This window comes from Pseudooceanicola sp. NS-SX8, from assembly GCF_057380755.1.
The window spans coordinates 1,969,707-1,993,416 of the sequence record NZ_CM170819.1; the positions used below are offsets into that span (position 1 = coordinate 1,969,707).

Consider the following 23,710-nt stretch of genomic DNA (forward strand, 5'->3'; position numbering starts at 1 on the left):
TCCCGTCTTCGACATCAAGCCAGGCTTCGACGTCGGAGAGACGAGCGTAGGCCCGCGATCAGGACGCATCTACCGACGGCTGTTCGCGACCGGCAAAAATTTCCTTCCGGATCGACCCGGTGACGCCCCAATTGGCATCCACGACCTGCGTGACCGAAAAATCAGCGGCAATGGACATCAGGGAAACGGCCTCATCCTCGCTAAGGTCATGCACCGTCATCAGAAAACGCCGCAGCTTGCGCATCGCGTCGCGCATCGCCTTGTCGAGGCTGGACCGTTTCAGGATCTCATGCTGGTGATCTTCCCCCAGTTCGGCGACGTAGTTGGTGACGCTGAAGCCATAGACGGACCAGACCTCGTCATTTTCCATCAGCGGATGGGTCAGCCCTTCCAGGATGGTGCCGGGCAGGTCGGCCTTCTTGTGCAGGATGAATTCGAACTCTCCGTTCATCGACATTTCAACGGCGGTGCCGGACAGTTCGCTGTCGCCCTGGGTCGCATGGGCGTCCCCGCAGGAGAAGAGCGCGCCATCCACGGCGACCGGGTAGTACATGGTCGCACCCTTGGTGATACGCCAGTCGTCCATGTTGCCCCCGGTATAGTTCGGGGGAATCGTGCTGACGAAGTCGGCCTCTGCCGGGGCCAGGCCCATGGTGCCGAAATGAAGCCGGGCAGGGACCTTGATGCCCTTCAGGATGTTCTCGTTCTTCGTCACCGTCGCATGGTCGACGGGAACGCCGGGGTAGTCGATCGTCGCATGCACGATGCCGTCCGGATCGGTCTGCGGGGTCCAGAGGTAGGAATAGAGGGCCGAGACCATCGGGCGCTCCCCCATCTCGAGCTCGTAGATCGTCACGACTTCGCGGTTCTTCGGCGTCTCGACCTCATCCCCGTACTGGAAACCCCAGTTGGCGGAGGGGTTGGAGCCGAAGAAGCGGCCCTCGAACGCCGGGTTGGCAGAGGGTCGGGGATGCAGGTCGCGCACGCGCACTTCCAGGACGTCGCCGGGTTCGGCGCCTTCAATGGCAATGGGGCCGGTGAGCAGATGCACGCCCAGCCCCTCGCCGGAGCCGATTTCGAAGGGGCCATCCTCGGGGCCCGCGCCACGGCGGGCCATGGTCTTTGCGTCCTTGGTCCAGAGGTAGATTTCCTCTGCTGCCGGATCGCCCGTGATCATGCGGGCGGCATCATCGTTGGCATGGTGGGTGATCGACTCGACGGTCACCGTGTCGCCGGACTTGATCGTCAGTTTCGGGGCTTCGGACTTGCTGAAATAGCCCCAGTGCACGGTGTCCTTGGTGGCGGGAAGGTGATGATGGGTCATGGTCTTTCTCGTATGGCTAACGGGTCATCTTGGGGCTGCGGCCGGAAACCGGATCTGGCCGCAGGTGTCGTTCAGGCCAGTGCGGCGGCATCTTCGGTCAGGATTTGCAGGAAGCGCCGGGTGCGGGGGTTCTGCGGCTGGGTCAGCATGCGGTCGGCGCGGCCGTCCTCGATCACGCGACCGCGGTCGAGGAAGATCGCCCGGTCGGCCACATCCCGGGCAAAGCCCAGCTGGTGGGTGGAAATCAGCATGGTCAGCCCGTCGTTCTCCGCCAGGCTGCGGATCACTTCCAGGACCTCTGCCACCAGCTCCGGATCCAGCGCGGAGGTCGGCTCATCCAGCAGCAGGACCTTCGGATTGGGGGCCAGGGCCCGGGCGATGGCGACCCGCTGCTGCTGTCCGCCGGACATGTGACGCGGCAGGGCATCTGCGCGATGGGAAAGGCCGACGCGATCCAGCAGTTCGATCGCGCGTTCGTTGGCCTCTTCCGGCGACAGGTTCTGCACCCATTGCAGGGGACCCGCGATGTTCTGGCGCGCTGTCAGATGTCCGAACAGGTTGAAGTTCTGGAACACCATCCCGATGCCGGCCCGGGCACGCGCATCGGCCACGTTGCGGGGCGACAGGGCGCGGCCGTTCTCGTCCAGGCCGATGTGCCGGCCCAGGACGCGGATCTCTCCGTCCTGCCAGCCTTCAAGGCGGTTGATGCAACGCAGCAGCGTGGATTTTCCCGAACCGCTCGGCCCGAGAAGGGCGACAACCTCGCCTTCCTTCACGTCCAGGTTCAGCCCGGACAGCACGGTGCGCGCTTCGTAGGATTTCACCAGGTCGCGGATTTGCACGATGGGTTTGGCATCCGCCAGGCGGGTCTCCCGCGCGGTCCGGTCCAGCGGTGCGACCTTCACCAGCGGCGGCAGGTCATCTTCATCCTCTTCCTCGGGTTCGTCTTCGACCGGCTGGGCCGCTTCGGCGCGTACCCAGGGAAGAAGCCGGGCAAGCCGCGCGCGGGGCGAGGGGCTGTCGAGGTCCAGGAAGATTTCAACGACGATCTGGATCACGGCGATGGTCGCGGCCAGGACAAGGTACATCAGGCCGGAGGCGAAGAAGATGGAGAAGAAGTCGAAGGTGGAGGATGCAAGCTGCGTACTGCGCAGCGTCAGCTCCTGAACCGAGACGACGGAAGCGAGGGAGGAGTTCTTCAGCGCGCTGACGGCTTCGTTGCCAAGCGCGGGGACCATCGTGCGGAAGGCCTGAGGGGAAACGATGCGGCGCATGATGACCCCGGGCCGCATGCCGAGCGCTTCGCCGGCGGAAACCTGGCCCCGGGGCACGCCCAGGATGTTGGCGCGGACGATCTCCGCGATGAAGGGGGCTTCGTTCAGGGTCAGGGCAAGGCTGGCGGCCTGCAGCGCGGTCAGCTTGATCCCGATCAGCGGAAGGGCGTTGTAGCAGAACACCATCTGCAGGATCAGCGGTGTTCCGCGGAAGATGATGGCATAGGTCCGAGCGAATACGGCGAGGCCACGGAAGCGGCTCAGCTGCATGCCGGCCAGGATGACACCCAGGATGCCGCCCCCGACAAGCCCCCACAGCGTGATGATTGCCGTGTAGATGATGCCGGTCAGCAGGTAGGGTTGGGAAAGGTAATGTAGAAACAGATCCATGGTCACATGTCGCGGAAGGTGTCGGAAAGGGGCCGGCCCGGGACCCGGGCCGGCCGTTCGGGCAGATCAGTCCGCGAGGACCAGTTTCGGCGTTTCCAGCTGATCGGCGGGCAGGTTCCACTTCGCCATCATCTCGTGCTGCAGACCGCTTTCCTGGATCAGGCTCAGCGCCGCCATCACGGCGTCGCGGAACTCGATGCCGCCGCGGGGCACGGCGATGCCGACCGAGTAGGGCAGGGTCACTGCGGTCGCCTTCTCCAGCTTCTCCGGATAGGCCTCGACCGCACCGTCGACGGTGTTGACGTCGTTGATGTAGACGTCGGCACGCCCGGCCAGGATGGCCTGGATGCAGTTCGCGTTGTTGTCGTAGAGCTGGATTTCAGGCGCGGGCAGGCCCTTTGCCTCGCACTCTTCCTTCAGCGCCTCGATCAGCGGCACTTCAACGTAGCCGGTGTTTTCCGCCGCGGTGGCACCGCAGAGGGAGGTGTTGATGCCATCGATGCTCTTGGGATTGCCCTTGGCCACCAGGACGCCATCATAGACCTTCAGGTAGGTGATGAAGTCGGCCGCCTTGGCGCGATCCTTGGTGGCGTAGATGTCGGAAATGACGATGTCGGCCTGACCGGCATCCAGGGTCGTCAGCAGGGCCGCGAAGGTGACCGACTTGTATTCGACCGAGAAGCCGAGGCAGTCCCCGATCGCTTCGCCCAGGTCGATGTCGAAGCCGATGTATTTGCTGGGGTCGTTCGGATCCAGCGCTTCATACCCCGGGGTGTGGGGGTTCACGGCGTTGGTCAGGGTCTTGCCGACCAGGTCGGGGTACTTGGCCTGCAGCGCGCTGCATTCTTCGGTCGGCAGGTCCGCGGCCTGGGCCGGGGCGCCGGTCACCAGGATGCCGGCGGTTGCGGCGACGGCCAGGTATCCGGCGGTCATTGCGCCTTTCCAGATCTGGCGCAGCGCATGAGCCAGAGGGATATTCTGATGTTTATTCATGGTCCTCTCCGTTGGATTGTGCGAATTTTCAACCTGTTGCGGTCTGTTCGGATCGTAGGGAGAGAGCGCGGCGCGCCCATGGTCGCGGGATGCACTGCGTATTGTCATTTTCCTGTCGCGGTTCAGAAGCTGCGCAGAAGCTGGGCTGAGGCCGGGGTTTTCGCTGTCTGCATGTGCAGTCCCGTGCACGGGCGGTGAGCAGGCGGATCGTTCTGGCATCTGTCCGACGCGCAGGGCGTGGACAGGTGCGGCAACGGTCCAGCCGGACGGGAGCTTTGGTCCGGGACGCTGCCACGCATTCCCGGCCGTGGGTCGGACGCGCGATCAGAGGCGGGCTTCCCTGGAAAACATTCTGATGAAGGGCGCAGGCGCACCGGATCCTGGCCTGCGGGCAAGGGGACGCCCCGGCAGTGGGCCAAATTCCCGCGCCTATGGGGCACTCGCGGGAGGGGGCGCTCCGGGAGACAGCAAAGGGGGCGCCGTGACAGGCGCCCCCCTTTTCGTTGGCGATGCAGGCAGGTTCAGAGAACGCGAACCTCGTAGATCTCCGTTGCCGGCTGTGGCAGCAGGCGATCCGCCATTTCGGTCTTCAGGGCCTCGTGTCGGGCGACCTCTGCTTCCGATTTGTCGGGCTTGGCGCCGAGGCGCACGAATTCTTCCAGCACGTGACCGGGGCGGATTGTCACCTCCACGGTGGTGCCACGGTAGGTGAAGCGCCACAGGTAGGGTCCCGGCGGGGTGTCGATCACATTGCCCGGGCTGAGGCTGCGATCCAGCGTGTACCGGTCGTCGCTGATGGCACGGGTCACGCATTCCACCGTGTCGCGGCCGCCGGGGCCGGGGAAGGCGGTCACGACGACGACCTCCCGCCGTTCGAGGGGCAACACGGCCAGCGCGGGGAACCCGGCCTGCATCGCCTTCAGCGCATGGGCCACGCCGCCGGGGAAGCCGCCGCCGTGGTAGCGCATGAGGTCTTCGAAGGTGAAGTCGAGCGTTCGCCCGGCCTCGGTCACGGTGATCGTGTCAGTCATTGAGCCAGTCTTTCAGATTGGGCAGGAAACGGTCCAGGAACCGCGTCGTGGCAGGCATGAAGTGGCTGCCATGGTGGAACATCGGGTCAAGAGAGGTCACGAGCATCCGCCCGGGGGTGCTGACCTCGTCCAGGTAGAGGATCGCCTGTCCGTCCCGGTCGGTGGCCAGGATCGTGGCCCCTGCGGGAGGGTCGAAATGGCCGTGGAGGTGCCAGGTGACCTCGGCCTTGCCGATGCCGCGCATCAGGGGATGATCGGGGGCGGTGACGACATTTCCAAGGTCTGCGCCGGGTTCCCGCCACCACCACCAGTTGGTCGGGCGGGGATGGAAGACAACGCCGGGCAGCCAGAGGTCGGACCGGCTTTCTCCCATGGCGATGACGGTGCCGCCCGACCGGAGGTGGGCTGCCACGGCCTGCGCCTGGGCGATCATGCGTTGTGGCGGGGTGCGACAGGGCACCAGCAGCGCATCCTGGGGGTGCAGATCGGTGACCAGCCCTTCGGGCGTGGTGACCATGTCGAACCAGCCGGCATAGCGCGGGGCCTGCAGGGTTTCGATGTGGTAGTAGGTGCCGGCGGAAGGGGCGATCAGGCGCATGTGCAGGGGCCTCCGTCCGCCCAGTCGATGATGCGGCGCTGCAGCAGGGGGGCAAGGCCCCACTCCAGGCCCATCTGGCCAAGGTCGTTACCCGCATGGCTGAAGATCCGCCCGCCCCCGGGACGGGGCCAGACCCAGTCGACCGGCACGGTGCCGTCCCGGAACGCGGTGATGGCAAGGGCGCCCTCGGGCAGTGGATTGGCGCCGCGTCCGTAGAAGCCCGCGACACCCTTGTTGGTTTCCAGCTGGGCGATCTCCAGCCCGTCGAAGATCGGGTGGGGGCGGAGCCGGGTCTGGGCGAAGTCGGGCCGGCGCGGGGCCTCCATCGGGCGGTAGATGGCAAGCCCGTCAACCAGCGGGCGCAGGATGTGACCGTTCAGGAACCAGCGCCCGCCGGCATCCAGGAAGCGTTCCAGCGCCGGGCGCAGTTGCAGAAAGGCGTTCTGATCCAGCTGGTTGCCAGTGACCAGGCCGCGTGCATCCTGCAGGGCGGCCGGTGTCAGATCCACCTGGGCCAGAACCCTGACACGGGGATCATCCCGGACCGTTTCGGGGGGCTCGGCAAAGCCGGAGTTCAGCCAGATGACGCTCATGCCACGGCCTTTCCGCTGAAGGCCGGCAGGATCGCCTGACGACCGCCGGGCATTTCGACCCAGACCATCTCCACCCCGTAGAGGCGGGACAGGGGCTCGGGCCGGATCATTCGGTCCAGCGGGCCAAGCTCCTCTCCGCCGCCGGGCATCATCGCCAGCACGTCGTCGGCGGCGGCAAGGGCGTGGTTCGGATCATGGGTGGTGAAGACGATGGCCCGGTCACGCCGGTCGCGCAGCCGCGCGATGAGGTCCAGCATCTTCGACTGGTTGCCAAGGTCCAGCGCCGAGGTCGGTTCATCCAGCACCAGCGCGGGCGACCCGGTGGCAAGGGCCCGGGCAATCAGGACCATCTGGCGCTGCCCGCCCGACATGCGGTCATAGCGCAGCGCGCCCAATTCCTCCGCGTTGATTTCGGCCAGGGCCGCACGGGCAATTTCGCGATCTGCGGCAGTGGGTTGCCCGAACAGCCCGATCTGCCGGGCGCGGGCCATGGTGACGACCTCCAGCCCGGAAAGCCGTGCCGCCCCTGCGCCGTGCTGGGGCACGTAGCCCACCACATCCGGGACGATACGCCGCCCGGCATCCAGCGGCTGAAACCCCATCAGGGCGCGCAGCAGGGTCGTCTTGCCGCGCCCGTTGGGGCCCAGGATGGCCAGGCTGCGCCCCACCGGAACCTCGAAGCTGACATCGTGGAAGAGTTGCCGCCCGCCTAGGGACAGCGTGGCACCGGACATGCCGATTTTCACGGGATCCGTCATGCGGCTTCGTTCCTTCTGAAATGCTGTCGCAGCAGCCAGCCGAAGACCGGCGCGCCGATCAGTGCGGTCAGGACGCCCAGGGGGATTTCCGCCGCCGTCAGGCTGCGGGCGAGCGTGTCGATGAAGGTCAGGTAGGCTGCGCCCAGCAGGGCCGAGGCGGGAATGAGCGCGCGGTGATCTTCGCCCACCAGCATGCGCGCGGCATGGGGCACGACCAGCCCGATCCAGCCGATGACACCCGCCACGGCGACCGATGTGCCGGTCATCAGGGCGATGGCGGCGAAGATGATCCAGCGTTCCCGTTCCGGCCGCACCCCGAGGGAGATCGCCTCTGCCTCCGGCAGGGCGAGCAGGTTCAGACGGTAGCGCAGCAGCAGCACGATCAGCAGGCCAGCTGCCATGCCCGGCACCGCCAGCCACAGGCGCGCCCAGGTCGCGGTGGAGAAGGAGCCCATCAGCCAGTAGACGATGGCCGGCAGCGAAGTGTTTGGATCTGCTACGAATTGCAGGATCGAGACCAGCGCGGAGAAGAGCGCGCCGATCACCATGCCGGAGAGGATCACGGTCAGGATCTGCGTCTGCCCGTCGATCCGGGCCAGCAGGCCCACCAGCACCAGCGCCAGGAGCCCGAAGACGAAGGACAGGCCCAGCAGGGTCATCCCGCCGAAGCCCAGAAGGATTGCCAGGGCACCGCCGAAAGCCGCGCCCTGGGAAATGCCCAGGACCTGCGGGCTGACCAGGGGATTGCGGAAGACACCCTGAAGGGCGGCCCCGCCCACGGCCAGGGCAGCGCCGGAAAGGGCTGCCAGAAGCACGCGGGGCAGGCGGACCAGCAGGACGATGCGCTGATCCATCTCGGTCAGCTCGGTCCCGGTGGCCCCCTGCCACAGAATGTCGAGGATGCGCGGCGCGGAGACGGGGAACCGCCCGGCGGAGATGGCGTAAAGCATCGCCGCCAGCAGCAGCGCCAGCATCAGGCCCAGGGCGCCGAAGCGGCGCAGGGAAAACCCCGCGCGCGCCCCGCGGCCGCCGGACGAACAGGCGGCGTCAGAGGTCATTGTGCCGCAAAGACCTCGTACCCGGCCTGGTCCGCCTGCATGTCCATGCGCAGGATCCCGTCGATCTCCGCGTCGGTCAGCTCATGATTGTAGAGCGTCTCGTAGGCTTTGCGCATCTCGGCGCGCAGGTCGTAGTGGTAGACCTCCGGGTGCAGCAGATTGGCCAGCCACATCCAGGTCAGCGGGCTTTCCTGGTTCGGCGGATCCCAGCGGTAGCCGCCAAGCGGCATCTTGTAGACCCGGCCCGATTGCGCCGCGTCCGTCAGCGACAGGATGGGGTCATCCGTGATGCGCGACAGGTCAAGATCGCCTTCGAAGCCATTGAGAAGAATGACATCCGGGTTCCACTGTGCGACCTGCTCGGCGCTGATGGAGTTGCGCCCCACCAGGTCGGCGGAGGCAGAGGTGCCGCCGGTCAGGTCGATGTACCAGGTGTTGTAGTTGCCCTTGGCGCCCGAGGCCACGAGATCCGTCTTGGCGCGCAGCAGGTAGAGAACCTTGGGCTTGTCCTCGGGGGCGATCCCGGCGGCCTTGGCGGCGATGTCTGTCGCGACCTCTTCCCGCCAGGCGGTGTTCTGTTCGGCGCGTTCGGGCTTGCCCATGGCGGTGGCGACCATCGACTGGTACTGCCGCGCCTTTTCCTCGGTCCCGTAGGAGATCAGCAGGGCGGTCAGGCCCGCGTTGGTGATCGGGTCGACGTAGTCGGCACCGCGGTCGGCCCATTGCACCACGAGGTCGGGGTGGGTGGCCGCCAGTTCCTCGACGTTGGGGATGAAGTTGGGCGCGGTGATGTCGGAGGGAATATCGGCCGCTTCGGGGAAGATCTGGCCCAGGATCCCTTCCATGACGGCGGTCTTGGCCGTCGGGTTCATGCCCACCAGCTTGGACGTGCCGCCGTCCATCGAGATGATGGTGGAGGCCATGGGAATCGGGATCGATGCGATCCGTTCGGCCGGGGCCGGCAGGGAAATTTCCCTGTTTTCATGGTCGGTTATCGTGATTGGGTCGGCGCTTGCCAAGACAGGCAGCCCGGCCAGCCCGATCAGGGCGGCGACGGTCATGCGCATGGTGTTTCCTCTTGTCGGTTACAGGCCTGGCAGTTGGCTAACACCTATTGGGGGCCGGATATCTGTACCTGATTGTAATTGTCAACATTCGGTGTGGGATGTGCCTGCAGGATTTTGTGTCAGTCCGTGCGGCGCGGCCCTGAGGGGGGCTGATGGGGGCCGGGGCGGTGCTGTTCAATCATGGCCCGAACGACTAGGGTCCGACCCGAAGCGCCAGCCGGGAGGGACGCCATGGAATACCTCGATCAGAGCCTGAGGGATCTCTTCGTCGATCTGCACAGTTCCGGCCTCTGGCCGGATGAGAAGGTGATCTCGGATTCCATCCTGTTGGCCCCGGCGGAGGAGGTGCGTGCGGCCTATGCGGCTGAAAAGGCACAGGGAAACGTGGATCTGCGGGCCTTCTATGCGCGCTGGTTCCGGCCGGTGCAGCCCGCGGGAGAAGGCTATCGCACCGATCCCGCCCACGGCCCGCTGGAGCATCTGGAGGCCGTCTGGCCGCATCTGACGCGCCCGGCAGATGACCCGGCAGAACGCTCCACCCGGTTCCCGCTGCCCCATCCCTACGTGATTGCCGGGGGCCGCTTCCAGGAGGCCTACTACTGGGACAGCTACTTCACCAACCTTGGCCTTCTGCGGTCGGGCCGTCGTGGGCTGGCGCGGGATATGCTGGACAACTTCGCCCATGCGATCACGGAAATAGGGTTTGTGCCCAATGGGTTCCGATCCTACTTCCTGACCCGGTCCCAGCCGCCGTTCTTCGCGCCCATGGTGGCCGATTACGGCCAGGCGACGGGGGATCGGGCCGCGGCGCTGGCCCGCTATCTGCCTGCGATGGAAGCGGAATACCGGTTTTTCACCGAGGGGCCGCGCAACCACGGGGGGCTGGCGCGCTACTGGGATGCGGGCAACGGGCCGCGGATCGAGATGTACGGCACCGACCTGGAATGGGTGGCGCATTGCGCCGAGCGGCCGGAGTTCTTCCGCGATCTGCGGGCGGCCTGCGAGAGCGGGTGGGACTTCTCCTCCCGCTGGCTGGAGGACCCGATGGACCTGGGCACGATCCGGACGACGCGGATCTGGCCGGTGGACCTGAACTGCCTGATGTTGCGGATGGAAGAGCTGCTGGCGGAGGCCACGGCGGGGGTCGCGCCGGACCGGTCCGCGACCTATGCCGCGGCCGCCGACGCACGGAGAAGGGCAATTTCGGAGCGGTTCTTCGATGCGGAGAAGGGGTATTTCTTCGATGTATATCAAGGGGATGGGAGCCTGATCCCGATCACGAGCGCGGCGGGTCTCTTCCCCTTGTGGGCGGGGGCTGCGAGCGCGGAGCAGGCGGCGCGGGCGGCGGGTTGGGCCGAGGCGCGGCTGCTGCGCGAGGGCGGGTTGCTGACCACCGACGTGGAAAGCGGCCAGCAGTGGGACAGCCCGAACGGCTGGGCCCCGCTGCAGTGGATCGCCGTGCAGGGGCTGCGGCGCTACGGCCACGACGCCCTGGCCGAGGAGCTGCGTCGGCGCTGGCTGGCAAGCTGCGATGCGGTTTTCCGTCAGTCGGGCAAGTTCGTCGAAAAGTACAACGTTATCAATCCGCTGTCCAAGAGCGGTGGTGGCGAATACGAGCTGCAGGATGGCTTTGGCTGGACCAACGGGGTCTACCTGGACCTGGCCGCGGAGCGCCCGTAGGGCGGGGTTCACCCCGCCTTTGGCGGCGGCAGGCGGGCCGGTAGGTGGTTCGTGGCGGTGCCTGCGGGGAGCTGTGTGCGGGTGGCCTGTGCGGGTGGGCTGTGCGGGTGGCGGGGTTAACCCCGCCCTACGAGGGCGTTAGGGCATCGTTTGGGACGTCGGTACTGCAGTGCGGCGAATCGGCGGGGGGGAGCCTTGGTTAACAGGGGGAAAGCGGCCAAATCGGCACGTCGGTACAACGTCGGTATTACGTCGGTATCGCGGCGGTGCCGCATCGCCGATCCGGCCCGGTTAACCCACCGCGCGCGACCAACGTGCGTTAACCCTTTTGCCGCCTCCGGGTCAGCGCCAGAGAGGTCGCCCCGCCGAAGAGCAGCGCCCAGAGCGGCGCGCCGACGCCTAAGAAGGTGATGCCCGAGACGGTGGCCATGAAGGTGACCAGCGCCGCCTCCCTCTGTTCCGTCTGCGCCAGCGCGGCGGAGAGGCTGGCGCCGATGGTGTTGAGCAGCGCAATGCCCGCCACCGTCACGATCAGCGCCTTGGGCGCCACCAGGAAGAGGCCGATGATCGCCCCGCCCATCAGCCCGACGAGGCAGTAGAAGACCCCCGCGACCACGACCGAGAGGTAGCGGGTGGCGGGATTTTCGTCCGCTTCGGGCCCGGCGCAGATCGCCGCCGTGATGGCCGCCAGGTTGAAGGCGAAGCCGCCGAAGGGTGCGGCCAGCAGCGAGACGAGGCCGGTGACGGTGATGCTGCCCGAGACGGGCGGCTGGTAGCCCGCCGCGCGCAGGGTGACGACGCCGGGGATGTTCTGCGAGGTCATGGTGACGATGTAGAGCGGCAGGCCCACGCCGATCAGCACCGGCAGGGAGAATTCGGGCAGGGTGAAGACCGGCGCGGCCAGCGACCAGTCGATGCGGTCCAGCCCCTGGAACTGCCCCGTGGCCGCGCACCAGGCGCAGCCCGCGACCAGCACCAGCGGGATGGCGTAGCGCGGCAGGAGCCGGCGCCCGGCCAGGTAGGTCAGGCACATCAGGGCCACCAGCGGCAGGTCGAGTTGCATGGAATTGAAGATCTCCAGCCCGAAGCGGAAGAGGATGCCCGCCAGCATGGCGCTGCCGAGGGCGTCGGGGATCAGGTGGGAGACCTTTTCGAACCAGCCGGTGAGGCCCGTCAGCGCCAGCAGCAGGGCGCAGAAGATGAAGGCGCCCGTCGCCTCGGGCAGGGAGGTGCCGGTGAGGCTGATCGCCAGCAGCGCAGCACCGGGGGTGGACCAGGCCGTCAGGATCGGCATGCGGTAGCGCAGCGACAGGATCAGCCCGGAAATCCCGGTGCCGAGGCCCAGGGCCAGCATCCAGGACGTCGCCTCTGCCGGGGAGGCGCCGACGGCGTCGATGGCCTGGAAGATGATCGCGGCGGAGCTGGTGTAGCCCAGAAGCACGGCGATCAGCGCGGCGGTGAGGTGGGAGATCTTCAGGTTCGACATCTGGGGTTCCGGCTGCGGCAGAGGTGGACCCGCGGGGGCGGGAATGCTACGTCAGGTCGTATGCGATAACGCACGACCGCTATAGCGCACGGGCGCTATGACGCACAACCCCCTGGAGTGGGGGCTGGGTGGGGCCGGCGTGGGGGCGGGATGACCCGGGCCCGAAGAGGTCAGGTGGCAGGCAGGATTGGAGAGGCAGCATGGCAGAGGCAAAGCTGGTGATCGGGCTGAAGGCGGTGCGCGCGCGCGCCGGGCTGAGCCTGTCGCAGGCGGCGGAGCTGACGGGCGTCAGCAAGGCGATGCTGGGCCAGATCGAGCGCGGCGAGAGCAGCCCGACAATCGCCACCCTGTGGAAGCTGGCCAAGGGGTTCCACCTGCCGCTGTCGGCCTTCCTGCAGGGCGAAACCGGCACGGCGGTGCCGTCGGAGCCGGTGCAGTTCCCGGGCTCCATCGCCATGCGGACGCTTTTCCCCTTCGATCCGCTGCTGGGGTCGGAGACCTTCATCGTGGCGCTGGAGCCGGGGCAGGAGCATGTCTCCCAGGCGCATGACGCGGGCGTGGTGGAGGACGTGGTGGTGACCGAGGGCCGGGTGGAGGTGCTGCGGGGCGGGACCTGGGTGCCGCTGGCCGGGGAAGAGGCGCTGCGCTTTGCCGCAGATCAGGTGCATGGCTACCGCAATCCGACCGGGGCGCCGGCGCGGTTCCTCAACGTGATGCATTACCCCCGGACGGCCTGATCGCCTGGGGGCGAAACTCCCGACTTACCGAAGCCGCAGCGGCGCGCGCCCCATGGCGAGCGGGCGCGGAAACGAAAACGCCCCGGCCAGGGCCGGGGCGTTTCGCTGTCATTGGGGCCCCCATCCGGGGCCGGGCATTACTTGCCGCGACGGGGCACGGCATCGCCGCCCTTGCGGGGCGCCTTGGCGCCGAAGCTCTTGCCCGCCGGTTTCGCGCCGGGCTTGCCGCCGGGTTTGCCGCCCGGTTTGCCGAAGCTCTTGCCGCCCTTTGGGCCGCCCTTGCCCTTGGGCTTGTCGAAGCTCTTGCCGTCGCCCTTGGGGCCCTTCTTGTAGGGTGCCTTGTAGTCGCCCTCGGGCTTTCGGAAGGAGGTCTTGCGCTTGGCATAGGGTTCGACGCTGCCGTCCTCCACCGGGTTGGGCCGGGGGAAGGGTTCGGGCGCGGGGCGATCGTCGCGGTCGCCCTTGGCGTATTTGCCACGGGGGCGCGGGCGGTCGTCGTCGCGGGCCGGGCGGTTGGCGCCGGCCTTGGGCGCGCCGGGCTTGCGGCTGTGCGGCCGGGCCACGCGTTCGGGGCGCGCGGGCGGGCCGTCGCGTTCTTCCACGGCGACATCGTCGGGCAGTTTCATGTCCGGGCCGATGGCGGCGAGGAACTGATCCGCCTGGGCCTCGGCGATCTCGATGTAGGTTTCATCGGGCTGGATGCGGATGGCGCCGATGGCGGTCTTTTCCAGGTCGGTGGCCCGCAGCAGCATGGGCAGCAGCCAGCGCGGTTCGGCCCGCTGGTTGCGGCCGACGGCGATGGTGAACCAGCGCGAGGGGCCGAAGTCGCGGTGTTCGCGCGGCTCTCGCGGGGAGGGGCCATCGACGGCCATCAGCTCTTCCGGGGCGGCGTGGCGCGACTGGCGCTCCCGCAGGAAGGCGGCGGCGACGGCCTCTGGCCCGAAGCGTTCCAGCAGGCGCGCGGCGAAGGCGGCGAGATCCTCTTCCACCGGTTCGGACCAGGCGGGATCGGCCATCAGCTTTTCCTCGTCATGGGTGAGGATCGCCTCGGCGGAGGGCGGGGCCTCCCACTCGGCGGTGATCTTGGCCCATTTCAGCAGGCGTTCGGCGCGCTTGGTGGCCTTGGACGGCACGATGAGCGCGGAGATGCCCTTGCGCCCGGCGCGGCCCGTCCGGCCGGAGCGGTGCAGCAGGCTTTCGGTGTTGGTGGGCAGGTCGGCGTGGATCACCAGGCTGAGGTTCGGCAGGTCGATGCCGCGGGCGGCCACGTCGGTGGCGACGCAGATCCGGGCGCGGCCGTCGCGCATGGCCTGCAGCGCGTGGGAGCGTTCGGACTGGCTGAGTTCGCCCGAGAGGGTCACCACGGACAGGCCGCGATTGCCCAGCCGCGCGGCCAGGTGGTTCACCGCGGCGCGGGTGTTGGCGAAGACGATGGCGCTTTCGTCATCGTGGAAGCGCAGCAGGTTGAAGATGGCGTTGTCGGAATCCGACTGGGCCACGTGGAAGGCCTTGTAGGTGATGTCGGAGTGCTGTTCGGCCTTGTTGATCGTGTTGATCCGGCGCGCGTCCTTCTGGAACTGCCCGGCCAGCTTGGCGATCATCGGCGAGACGGTGGCGGAGAAGAGCAGCGTGCGGCGCTCTTCCGGGGCCTCGCCCAGGATGAATTCCAGGTCTTCGCGGAAGCCGAGGTCGAGCATCTCGTCGGCTTCGTCCAGCACCACGGCGCGGATGTCGCCGAGTTCGAGCGAGCCACGGCGGATGTGGTCCGACAGGCGCCCGGGCGTGCCCACGACGATGTGCGAGCCATGTTCCAGCGCGCGGCGTTCCTGGCGCATGTCCATGCCGCCGACGCAGGAGCAGATGCGCGCCCCGGTCTTGGCATAGAGCCAGCGCAGTTCCTGCATGACCTGGAAGGCCAGTTCGCGGGTCGGCGCCACGACGAGCGCCAGCGGCGCGCCGGCGGCGTCGAAGCGGTCGCCTTCGGGCAGCAGGGTGGAGGCGATGGCCAGGCCGAAGCCCACGGTCTTGCCGGAGCCGGTCTGGGCCGAGACCAGCAGGTCTTCCTCTCCCACGTCGGGTTCGGTGACGGCTTGCTGCACGGCGGTGAGGGTTTCATAGCCGCGCTCTGCGAGAGCCTCGGACAGGGGGGTGATCATGCGCTCTGGCTCCAACCATGGCGTCGGGGGGCGCCCGATGGGGCACCCGGAGAAAAGGAGAATCCGATGGGACGGAAAAGGCGTCTCTACTCCCGGTGGAAGCAGAAGTATATCGCGTTTTCACATCCTGTGGCGGAAATCACGCGGCAAATTGGCTCAATCGGCGGGTTTGGGCGGGGTGCCGGGGTGCGTTTCGGGGGATTGGTGCGGGGCGCGGGCCCCCCGTGTGGGGGCCGTTCCGGGAAAGGCTGCATTGGGGGCGGCACCGGCGTAGATCGCCCGGGGGCGGATCAGGCGCCCGCTGGCGGCCTGTTCTGCGGCATGGGCGATCCAGCCCGCCGTGCGGGCGGTGGCGAAGATCAGGAAGGCGGCATCGGCGGGCAGGGCATGGGCCTGCCCGAGGGCCGCAAGCGCGCCGTCGATATTGGCCGGTTGCCCGACCCGGCGCGACAGCCGGTCGAGCGCGCGGCGGGCGGGCGCATCGGCGGGCAGCCGTGCCAGCAGCGCCGCGCCCCGGGGATCGCCGCCGGGGTAGAGCGGGTGGCTGAGGCCGAATTCATAGGGATCGAGGGCGGGGTGGGCTTCCAGGAAGGCGTCGAGCGCGCGGGGGCCTTCGAGGCTGGCGCAGAGGGCCTCGCGCGCCTTGATCGCCGCATTGCCGTGGCGCGGGCCCGAGAGCGTGGCCAGCCCCGAGAGCAGCGCCGCCGCCAGCCCCGCCCCGGTGGAGGCGCAGGTGCGCACGGCGAAGGTGGAGGGGTTCAGTTCGTGATCGGAGAGCAGCACCAGCGCGCGGCGCAGCAGGTCGGCGGTTTCGGGCCGGTCCCAGGCTGTGGCGAGGGCGAGATGCGCAGGGGCCGCTTCTGGGCCGGAGATGGCGCGGCCCAGCAGCGCGGCGCGGATCCCGGCCATCAGCGCCTGCCCCCGGGCGAAGTGCGCCCCGGGGTCGGTGGCGGTGAGGGGCGGTTCCTCTGCCGCCTCGCCCGCCAGGTAGCCCAGGGCGCGGCCGAGCGGCGTGGTGCCGGGGATGGTGTGCCGGGCGAGGATGGTGGCGTTTTCGGGGCTAATTTCGGGGGCAATTTCGGGGGCGATGGGGGGCAGCGGGGTGGCCTTGCAGTGGTGGGCTGCGACCTCCTCCAGCGTCATGGTTTCGGCGCAGTCGGTGGCGGGGCGGGGGCCGAAGAAGAGGGTTTCGCCCTGCAGGTGGGAGATGGCGGTTTCCAGTACCGGGTCGCCCCAGCGGATCGCCTGGGCCGCCACGCTGGCCCGCGCCCGGGGGCGGCGGTGGCGTTTGGCCAGCGCTTCGACATCCGGGCGGGCGTAGAGGCTGCGGCGGGCATCGCCACGATCGGAGCGGGCGCGCAGGAGCTTTCGGCTGACGTAGGCATAGAGCGTCTGGGGCCGCACCCCCAGCAGGGCGCAGGCGGTTTCCGCGTCGATCCAGTCAGGATGATCGGCGGGCTGATCCGGGGGTGGGGCGGCGTCATTCATGTTGATTATCTTTATCAAGATGGACCGTGGGTCAATCCGCGCCTAGGCCAAGGGAGAAACCGGGGGAGAAAGGAGACCCGTCATGGACATTTTCGAAAGAGAGATCGCGGCGGCGCTGGGCCCGGAGATGGAGGGGGCAACAGTTCTGCGGCAGGGGGCCGGGCGGTTGCCGTCCTGTTTCGACGTGACGGGGCTGGCGCTGGCCAGTGTCGGCGCGGCGGCGGGGGAGCTGGCGGCCCTGCAGGGCGGGCAGGCCGCGCTTTCGGTGCCCCGGGCGCTTTCGTGGTTCGACATGACGCTGCGGCCGGAGGGCTGGGCGCTGGCCTCGGCCTGGGATGCGGTGGCGGGGGTCTACCGGGCGGCGGACGGCTGGATCCGGCTGCACACCAATGCCCCGCACCACCGGGCGGCGGCGCTGCGGGTGCTGGGCTGTGTCGCCAGGCGGGACGCGGTGGCGGAGGCCGTGGGCGGCTGGCAGCGGGAGGCGCTGGAAGCGGCGGTGGTGGCGGCGGGCGGCGCGGCGGCGGCGATGCACGATCTGGCGGGCTGGGCCGCGCATCCGCAGGGGCGGGCGGTGGCGGCGGAGCCGTTGATCCACTGGGAGGAGGTGGGCGGGGCAGGAGCTGTCGGACTGGATGGGCTGAAGGTGCTGGACCTGACGCGGGTCCTGGCCGGGCCGGTGGCGACGCGGTTCCTGGCGGGCTTCGGCGCAGAGGTGCTGCGGATCGACCCGCCGGGCTGGAACGAGGAGGCGGTGGAGCAGGAGGTGACGCTGGGCAAGCGCTGTGCCGGGCTGGACCTGCGGGTGGCCGCCGATCGCGCGGTCTTCGAAGGGTTGCTTCGGCAGGCCGACGTGCTGGTGCATGGCTACCGCCCCGGCGCGCTGGAGGGGCTGGGCTATGGCGCGGGCGCGCGGCGGGCGCTGGCGCCGGGGCTGATCGAGGTGACGCTGGATGCCTATGGCTGGACCGGCCCCTGGGCCGGGCGGCGCGGTTTCGACAGCCTGGTGCAGATGAGCTGCGGCATCGCGGCGGAGGGCATGGCGCGCTATGGCAGGGAGGGGCCGGTTCCGCTGCCGGTGCAGGCGCTGGACCATGCCACGGGCTACCTGATGGCCGCCGCCGTCCTGCGCGCGCTGCGGGTGCGGGCGGCGGAGGGGCGGGTGCTGTCGGCGCGGCTCTCTCTGGCACGCACGGGGGCGCTGCTGACGGGGGCCGGCGCCGGGGCACCGGAAGGCGCGGTGCTGGAGGTCGGGGCGGAGGTCGCGGCGGGGGATCCTGGCCCGGTGGAGCAGACGGGCTGGGGCCCTGCGCGGCGGGTGGTCTTCCCGGTCACGCTGGCGGGCCGGGGGCCGGACTGGCGCGCGCCCGCGGGGCGGTTGCGCCGCGATCCGCCTGCCTGGGGCGCCCGACTGCCTGAATGACCGTACTGCCCGAATAACAAGCGCTTCGCGTAACGCTTTCCTAACAGGGGGCGCTGTTTGATGGGCCGCGCGGCCCGGGCCGCCGCAGGAGTTGCCTGCGGCGGTCAAACCCTTTTGGCTGGGACCGAGCTTGGCTGGGACCCCTTGGCAGGGGCCAGTTTGGAGGGGCCGTAGGAGGACGCGGGATGGACAGGATCGACATGCTGGTTGTGGGCTCCGGCCCGGCGGGGCGGCGCGCGGCGGTGCAGTCGGCCAAGCTGGGGCGCAGCGTTCTGGTGGTCGACAAGGGCCGGCGGCTGGGCGGCGTATCGGTGCACACCGGCACGATCCCGTCGAAAACCCTGCGAGAGACCGTGCTGAACCTGTCGGGCTGGCGCGAGCGGGGCTTCTACGGCCAGGGCTACCGGGTGAAACAGGATATCTCCGCCATCGATCTGATGAAGCGGCTGCACAAGACGCTGGACCACGAGGTGGAGGTGCTGCAGCACCAGTTCATGCGCAACATGGTTCGCTCCGCCGCGGGGGAGGTTCGCTTCCTCGACGCCAACACGGCGGAGATCCGGGGCGAGGCGGGCGAGTGCACCCTGGTGGAATTCGACAAGGCGCTGATCGCGACCGGCACCCATCCCTACCGGCCCGACCATATCCCCTTCGACCGGGAGCGGGTCTTCGACAGCGACGAGATCCTGGAACTGCAGCGCCTGCCGCGCACGATGACGGTGATCGGCGGCGGGGTGATCGGGGTGGAATACGCCACGATCTTTTCCGCACTCGATGTGCCGGTGACTCTGATCGAGGCGCGGGAGGACCTGCTGAACTTCGTCGACCGGGAGATCGTGGAGGATTTCATGCACCAGCTGCGCGACCGGGGCATGACGATCCGGCTGGGCGCCAAGGTGAAGTCGGTGACGAAGGGGCCAACGGGGGTCGACGTGGAACTGACCGACGGGCGCAGGGTCCGTTCCGACATCCTGCTGTTTGCCGCCGGGCGGGCGGGCAACGTGGAGCGGCTGAACCTGACTGCGCTGGGGATCGAACCGGACGGGCGCGGGCGGCTGGTGGTCGATCCGCATACCTTCCAGACCTCGGTTCCCAACATCTATGCCGCGGGCGACGTCATCGGCTTCCCGGCGCTGGCCTCCACCTCGATGGAGCAGGGGCGGGTCGCGGCCTGCCATGCCTTCGGTGTCACCCCGCCGCCGCCGCCCGAGACCTTTCCCTACGGCATCTACGCGGTGCCGGAGATTTCGACCGTGGGCCAGTCCGAGGAAGAGGTGCGCGCCAGCGGCGAGCCCTACGAATGCGGCATCGCGCGGTTCCGGGAGACCTCTCGCGGGCATATCATGGGGGTGAACGCGGGCATCCTGAAGCTGATCTTCTCGCTGAAGACGCGGCGGCTGCTGGGCGCGCATATCATCGGCGAGGGCGCGACGGAGCTGATCCATATCGGCCAGGCGGTGATCAACCTGCAGGGGACGGTGGATTTCTTCGTCGAGAACACCTTCAACTACCCGACGCTGGCGGAGGCCTACAAGATCGCCGGGCTGGATGCCTGGAACCGCATGGGCACCGGGTAGTTTCCGGGCGATCCGCCTTGCTGCGGGCCGCGCGCCCGTGGCGCGGATGGAATTCGAGTATTTCTGGCGGGTTGAATGAGGGAAGGCGCGCGCCGGGGCGAGGCCAGTGCCGGGGGCAGGTGTCGGATCCGTCCCTGGCAAAATGAGGCCGCGATATGCGGCCGTCGAGGCGGTTTGGCCTCCGTTTGCCAGGGGCGGGTTCGCCGCTGGCCCGGGGGAAGCGGCCCTGGGGCATGGTCGTGCCCTGCTGCTTCAACCCGCCGAAAATACTCAAATCCGCGGTTTCAGGTCCCGGGAGGTTTCAGGTGGGGCGCGATTTGGGGGTGTCTCAGTTGCCGGAGATCTGAACGGGCACGTCCTGCAGCAGCTTGCCGGTGGTGGTGTCGTAGATCAGGATATGCTGGTCGGCGGTGACCACGGCGTACCAGCCGCGACCGCGGGTCACGGCTTCGGCCATGGTGCCGTCGGGCAGGGTGATCTCTGCGGGCAGTGCCGGGGCGGGGGGGCGCGCAAAACGGATGACAATCAGGCTGACCAGCGCTATCAGCCCCAGGATCATGACCACCATCAGCAGCGTCACCAGGCGCCGCAGCAGCCGCAGGCCCGCCGGTTCGGTGAAATCCGGGCCCGCATCCGTTTCCGCAGGGAGTTCCTTGACCATGTCCGAGACCACCTCCGGCGCCCGTCTTGAAGTGCAGATCCAGGCGGATCCGCCCGGTCGCCTTGATAAGGCGCTTTCGCGCGATGTGCCAGAGGAGGCGTCGCTGTCGCGCACCCGGCTGGCGCGGCTGATCGGCGAGGGGCAGGTGACGCGCGGGGGCGAGGTCCTGTCCGATCCCAAGGCCAAGGTGGCGGAGGGCGACGTGCTGGTCATCCGGCTGCCGGAGGCCACCGAGGTGGAGACCGTGCCGGAGGTGATCCCGCTGGACATCGTCTACGAGGATGGTGAGCTGGTCATCGTGAACAAGCCCGTGGGCATGGTGGTGCATCCCGCGCCGGGTACGCCGGGGGGCACGCTGGTCAATGCGCTGCTGGCCCATTGCGGCGACAGCCTTTCGGGCATCGGCGGCGAGAAGCGGCCGGGCATCGTGCACCGGATCGACAAGGATACCTCGGGCCTGCTGGTGGTGGCCAAGACCGACCGGGCGCATCACGCCCTGGCCGCCCAGTTCGAGGCGCATACGGCGGAGCGCGCCTATCTGGCGCTGTGCCACGGCGTGCCTGATCCGGGCGATCCGCGTTTGCGCGGTGTGCGGGGCGCCAGTTTCGAGCCGGGGGGCGTGCTGAAGCTGACCACCCAGCTGGACCGGCACCGCAGCGACCGGCAGAAGCAGGCGGTCTATTTCGATCGGGGCCGCCATGCGATCACCCGCGCCCGGGTGCTGGAGAGCTTCGGCACCCCGCCCGCCGTGGCGCTGGTGGAATGCCGGCTGGAGACCGGGCGGACGCACCAGATCCGCGTTCACATGGCCCATGCGGGGCATGCGCTGGTGGGGGATCAGACCTATGGCGGGCGGCGGAAGGCCTCTGCCACGGCGCTGGGCCCGGAGAGGGCCGCTGCGGTGGACCGGTTCCCGCGCCAGGCGCTGCATGCCGCCGTGCTGGGGATCGAACATCCGGTGAGCGGGGAATTCCTGCGCTTCGAGGCGCCCCTGCCGGAGGACATGCGCAGCCTGGTGGAGTTGCTGGGGCGGGCCTGACCTAAGCTGGACCCGGGTTTGGCCGGTTCCCGGCGGGGCGGCGCATTGGGCCTGTGGTTTGTGCGCAAATGCACCAATTGCAGTATTGGTGCGTCTTGGGTGCGCTGATATGGTGGTCGAGAACAAAGTCGCGTGAGATCCTGAAACGCTGGCCGAAATGTACGGCGGAGTTTTCTTCACCAAGCGTTAGGGTTTTGACGAGACAGACTTGAACTGAGACCTCCGCGTCCCCAAGTAGATGTTAATCCCATTTACATGGGGCGGGGAAAACCTCGGAAGGACAGAGAGTTGAGCAATTACGCAAATCTGCCGGCACCGACTCCGGAAGGGGGTCTGAACCGGTACATGCAGGAAATCCGCAAGTTCCCGATGCTGGAACCGGAACAGGAATACATGCTGGCGAAACGCTGGGTCGAGGATCAGGACACGGCCTCGGCGCACAAGCTGGTGACGTCGCACCTGCGGCTGGCCGCCAAGATCGCCATGGGCTATCGCGGCTACGGCCTGCCCCAGGCCGAGGTGATCAGCGAGGCCAACGTGGGCCTGATGCAGGCCGTGAAGCGGTTTGATCCGGAGAAGGGCTTCCGCCTGGCGACCTATGCCATGTGGTGGATCCGCGCCTCGATCCAGGAATACATCCTGCGGTCCTGGAGCCTGGTGAAGCTGGGCACGACCTCGGCGCAGAAGAAGCTGTTTTTCAACCTGCGCAAGGCCAAGGCCCGCATCGGCGCGCTGGAGGAGGGCGACCTGCGCCCCGAGCACGTCAAGCAGATCGCCAACGACCTGGGCGTGACGGAGGACGAGGTGACCTCGATGAACCGGCGGATGGCCGGGTCGGATGCCTCTCTCAACGCCACGGTCGGATCCGACGCCGACAGCACGATGCAGTGGCAGGACTGGCTGGAAGACGAGGATGCCGACCAGGCCGGCGACTACGAGGCGCGCGACGAGCTGGATGCCCGCCGGGCCCTGCTGGCCGAGGCGATGGACGTGCTGAACGACCGCGAGAAGGACATCCTGACCCAGCGGCGCCTGACCGAGGAGACGGTGACCCTGGAAGACCTGTCGTCCAAGTATGACGTCAGCCGCGAAAGGATCCGCCAGATCGAGGTGCGCGCCTTCGAAAAGCTGCAGAACCGCATGCGGGAACTGGCCGGCGAGAAGGGCATGCTGACTTCTGCCTGAGGCGCAGCCCCGCCGGTGAAATGCTCCCGGTGAGATGATCCAGCTAAGGTGGGCCGGAAATCTGGCTGCCCCCCTGCAATAACGGAAACCCGGCCTCGTGCCGGGTTTTCCATTTCGTACCAGTTGGTATGGTCCTGCGGGAGGAGACCGACATGACCGATTTTACGCAAGTACATTTGAAACCTGTCCGCCTGAAGCCTGTTCGCTGGGGCATCCTGGGCGCGGCCCGCTTCGCGATCAACACCATGGGCCCGGCGATCAATGCCGCCCGGGGCGCGGAAATCGCGGCGGTGGCGACCTCTTCGCCGGAGAAGGCGGCGCAGATCCGGGCCTTTGCCACAGGCGCGCGCCACGTGGAAAGCTACGAGGCGCTGATCGCGGATCCGGAGATCGATGCGGTCTACGTGCCGCTGCCCAATCACCTGCATGTCGAATGGACGATCCGGGCGCTGAAGGCCGGCAAGGCGGTGCTGTGCGAAAAGCCGATCGCCATGCAGGAGGCCGATTTCGACGCCCTGATCGCGGCGCGGGACGAAAGCGGGCTGCTGGCCTCGGAAGCCTTCATGATCGCCCATCATCCGCAGTGGGCGCAGGTGCGGGCCTGGCTGGAGGCCGGGGCCATCGGGGACCTGCGGCAGGTCAATTCCATGTTCACCTACGACAACCCGGACATGGGCAATTTCCGCAATCACGCCGATTTCGGCGGCGGGGGCATTCGCGACATCGGGCTTTACACCTTCGGATCGACCCGGCTGGCGACGGGGCAGGAGCCTGTGGCGCTGGCCCATGCGCGCACGGTGCGGGAAAACGGGGTGGATACGTTTGCCGCCGATGTCTTCGATTTCGGCGACTTCGAGCTGCATTCGCTGGTGTCCACCCGGATGACACGGCGCCAGGAGGTGCAGTTCCTGGGCAGCCGGGGCACCATCGTGGTGGCCTGTCCGTTCAACCCGATCGACTTTGCCCAGGCAGAGCTGCGGCTGGTGACGGAAGGCCAGCCGATGCAGGTGGTGCATTATCCGAAGATCAACCAGTACGTGGCGCAGGTCGAACGGTTCTGTGCGGTGATGCGGGGCGAGGACAGCTGGCCCTGGCCGCTGGAGCGGTCGCGGGGCACCCAGGCGATGATCGACATGGCCCTGGCGGCGGGCTGAGCGGCGCTGAGCCCGAGGGGAAGAGCGCCGCGAGGTGA

General features: G+C 68.2%; 20 protein-coding genes. 7 read left to right on the top strand and 13 right to left on the bottom strand.

What is annotated here, in order from left to right:
- Positions 1–58 precede the first annotated feature (58 nt).
- The 9 genes from AC2IR1_RS08940 to AC2IR1_RS08980 all read right to left on the bottom strand — a co-directional run bounded on the left by AC2IR1_RS08940 (position 59) and on the right by AC2IR1_RS08980 (position 9,086).
- Positions 59–1,324 carry an acetamidase/formamidase family protein gene (locus AC2IR1_RS08940; protein WP_486475933.1) on the bottom strand — a complete coding sequence of 422 codons (1,266 nt, stop codon included), beginning with the start codon at positions 1,322–1,324 and terminating at the stop codon, positions 59–61.
- Positions 1,325–1,395: 71 nt separating this feature from the next.
- Complete coding sequence (locus tag AC2IR1_RS08945; protein WP_486475934.1) at positions 1,396–2,988, bottom strand: amino acid ABC transporter permease/ATP-binding protein; 1,593 nt, start codon at positions 2,986–2,988, stop codon at positions 1,396–1,398.
- Positions 2,989–3,054: 66 nt separating this feature from the next.
- Positions 3,055–3,981 carry an ABC transporter substrate-binding protein gene (locus AC2IR1_RS08950; protein ID WP_486475935.1) on the bottom strand — a complete coding sequence of 309 codons (927 nt, stop codon included), beginning with the start codon at positions 3,979–3,981 and terminating at the stop codon, positions 3,055–3,057.
- 521 nt (positions 3,982–4,502) lie between these two features.
- Entirely contained in the window at positions 4,503–5,012 is a 510-nt protein-coding gene (locus AC2IR1_RS08955) for a hypothetical protein (RefSeq protein ID WP_486475936.1), read from the bottom strand.
- Complete coding sequence (locus AC2IR1_RS08960; protein WP_486475937.1) at positions 5,005–5,610, bottom strand: hypothetical protein; 606 nt, start codon at positions 5,608–5,610, stop codon at positions 5,005–5,007. Before AC2IR1_RS08960 ends, AC2IR1_RS08955 begins: the two co-directional genes overlap by 8 nt.
- Positions 5,601–6,203 (bottom strand): hypothetical protein, encoded by a 603-nt coding sequence (locus tag AC2IR1_RS08965; protein ID WP_486475938.1) that lies wholly within the window; start codon positions 6,201–6,203, stop codon positions 5,601–5,603. The genes AC2IR1_RS08960 and AC2IR1_RS08965 overlap by 10 nt, the downstream gene beginning before the upstream one ends.
- Positions 6,200–6,961 carry an ABC transporter ATP-binding protein gene (locus AC2IR1_RS08970; protein WP_486475939.1) on the bottom strand — a complete coding sequence of 254 codons (762 nt, stop codon included), beginning with the start codon at positions 6,959–6,961 and terminating at the stop codon, positions 6,200–6,202. The genes AC2IR1_RS08965 and AC2IR1_RS08970 overlap by 4 nt, the downstream gene beginning before the upstream one ends.
- A complete protein-coding gene (locus AC2IR1_RS08975; protein WP_486475940.1) occupies positions 6,958–8,019 on the bottom strand; it encodes a FecCD family ABC transporter permease in 1,062 nt (353 codons plus the stop codon). The genes AC2IR1_RS08970 and AC2IR1_RS08975 overlap by 4 nt, the downstream gene beginning before the upstream one ends.
- Positions 8,016–9,086, bottom strand: a complete 1,071-nt coding sequence (locus tag AC2IR1_RS08980) for an ABC transporter substrate-binding protein (RefSeq protein WP_486475941.1) — start codon at positions 9,084–9,086, stop codon at positions 8,016–8,018. The genes AC2IR1_RS08975 and AC2IR1_RS08980 overlap by 4 nt, the downstream gene beginning before the upstream one ends.
- Before the next feature lie 231 nt (positions 9,087–9,317).
- Here AC2IR1_RS08980 and AC2IR1_RS08985 point away from each other — a divergent pair, with 231 nt between their 5' ends.
- Positions 9,318–10,766, top strand: a complete 1,449-nt coding sequence (locus AC2IR1_RS08985) for a trehalase family glycosidase (RefSeq protein ID WP_486475942.1) — start codon at positions 9,318–9,320, stop codon at positions 10,764–10,766.
- A 319-nt stretch (positions 10,767–11,085) separates the two neighbouring features.
- Here the strand turns inward: AC2IR1_RS08985 and AC2IR1_RS08990 are convergent, their stop codons facing one another.
- Positions 11,086–12,252 carry a benzoate/H(+) symporter BenE family transporter gene (locus tag AC2IR1_RS08990; protein WP_486475943.1) on the bottom strand — a complete coding sequence of 389 codons (1,167 nt, stop codon included), beginning with the start codon at positions 12,250–12,252 and terminating at the stop codon, positions 11,086–11,088.
- 200 nt (positions 12,253–12,452) lie between these two features.
- On the opposite strand from AC2IR1_RS08990, the gene AC2IR1_RS08995 reads away from it, so the two are divergent.
- Positions 12,453–12,989 carry a helix-turn-helix domain-containing protein gene (locus AC2IR1_RS08995; protein ID WP_486475944.1) on the top strand — a complete coding sequence of 179 codons (537 nt, stop codon included), beginning with the start codon at positions 12,453–12,455 and terminating at the stop codon, positions 12,987–12,989.
- Between the two features lie 137 nt (positions 12,990–13,126).
- On the opposite strand, the gene AC2IR1_RS09000 is transcribed toward AC2IR1_RS08995, so the two are convergent.
- The gene (locus AC2IR1_RS09000; RefSeq protein ID WP_486475945.1) at positions 13,127–15,145 is read right to left on the bottom strand and encodes a DEAD/DEAH box helicase; all 2,019 of its coding nucleotides are present in this window, start codon (positions 15,143–15,145) and stop codon (positions 13,127–13,129) included.
- A gap of 156 nt (positions 15,146–15,301) precedes the next feature.
- Positions 15,302–16,633 (bottom strand): citrate synthase, encoded by a 1,332-nt coding sequence (locus AC2IR1_RS09005; protein WP_486475946.1) that lies wholly within the window; start codon positions 16,631–16,633, stop codon positions 15,302–15,304.
- 82 nt (positions 16,634–16,715) lie between these two features.
- Here AC2IR1_RS09005 and AC2IR1_RS09010 point away from each other — a divergent pair, with 82 nt between their 5' ends.
- Positions 16,716–18,056 carry a CoA transferase gene (locus AC2IR1_RS09010; RefSeq protein WP_486475947.1) on the top strand — a complete coding sequence of 447 codons (1,341 nt, stop codon included), beginning with the start codon at positions 16,716–16,718 and terminating at the stop codon, positions 18,054–18,056.
- Positions 18,057–18,241: 185 nt separating this feature from the next.
- Entirely contained in the window at positions 18,242–19,633 is a 1,392-nt protein-coding gene (gene sthA / locus AC2IR1_RS09015; protein ID WP_486475948.1) for a Si-specific NAD(P)(+) transhydrogenase, read from the top strand.
- Positions 19,634–19,961: 328 nt separating this feature from the next.
- Here the strand turns inward: sthA and AC2IR1_RS09020 are convergent, their stop codons facing one another.
- A complete protein-coding gene (locus tag AC2IR1_RS09020; RefSeq protein WP_486475949.1) occupies positions 19,962–20,294 on the bottom strand; it encodes a DUF6476 family protein in 333 nt (110 codons plus the stop codon).
- Between AC2IR1_RS09020 and AC2IR1_RS09025 the strand changes: the two genes are divergently transcribed.
- From AC2IR1_RS09025 to AC2IR1_RS09035, 3 genes are all read left to right on the top strand, one after another.
- Positions 20,293–21,333 (top strand): RluA family pseudouridine synthase, encoded by a 1,041-nt coding sequence (locus AC2IR1_RS09025; protein WP_486475950.1) that lies wholly within the window; start codon positions 20,293–20,295, stop codon positions 21,331–21,333. The two genes, AC2IR1_RS09020 and AC2IR1_RS09025, sit on opposite strands and share 2 nt — an antisense overlap.
- Positions 21,334–21,621: 288 nt before the next feature.
- Complete coding sequence (rpoH, locus tag AC2IR1_RS09030; RefSeq protein WP_486475951.1) at positions 21,622–22,518, top strand: RNA polymerase sigma factor RpoH; 897 nt, start codon at positions 21,622–21,624, stop codon at positions 22,516–22,518.
- A 152-nt stretch (positions 22,519–22,670) separates the two neighbouring features.
- Positions 22,671–23,672 carry a Gfo/Idh/MocA family protein gene (locus tag AC2IR1_RS09035; RefSeq protein ID WP_486475952.1) on the top strand — a complete coding sequence of 334 codons (1,002 nt, stop codon included), beginning with the start codon at positions 22,671–22,673 and terminating at the stop codon, positions 23,670–23,672.
- Positions 23,673–23,710: the final 38 nt, after the last annotated feature.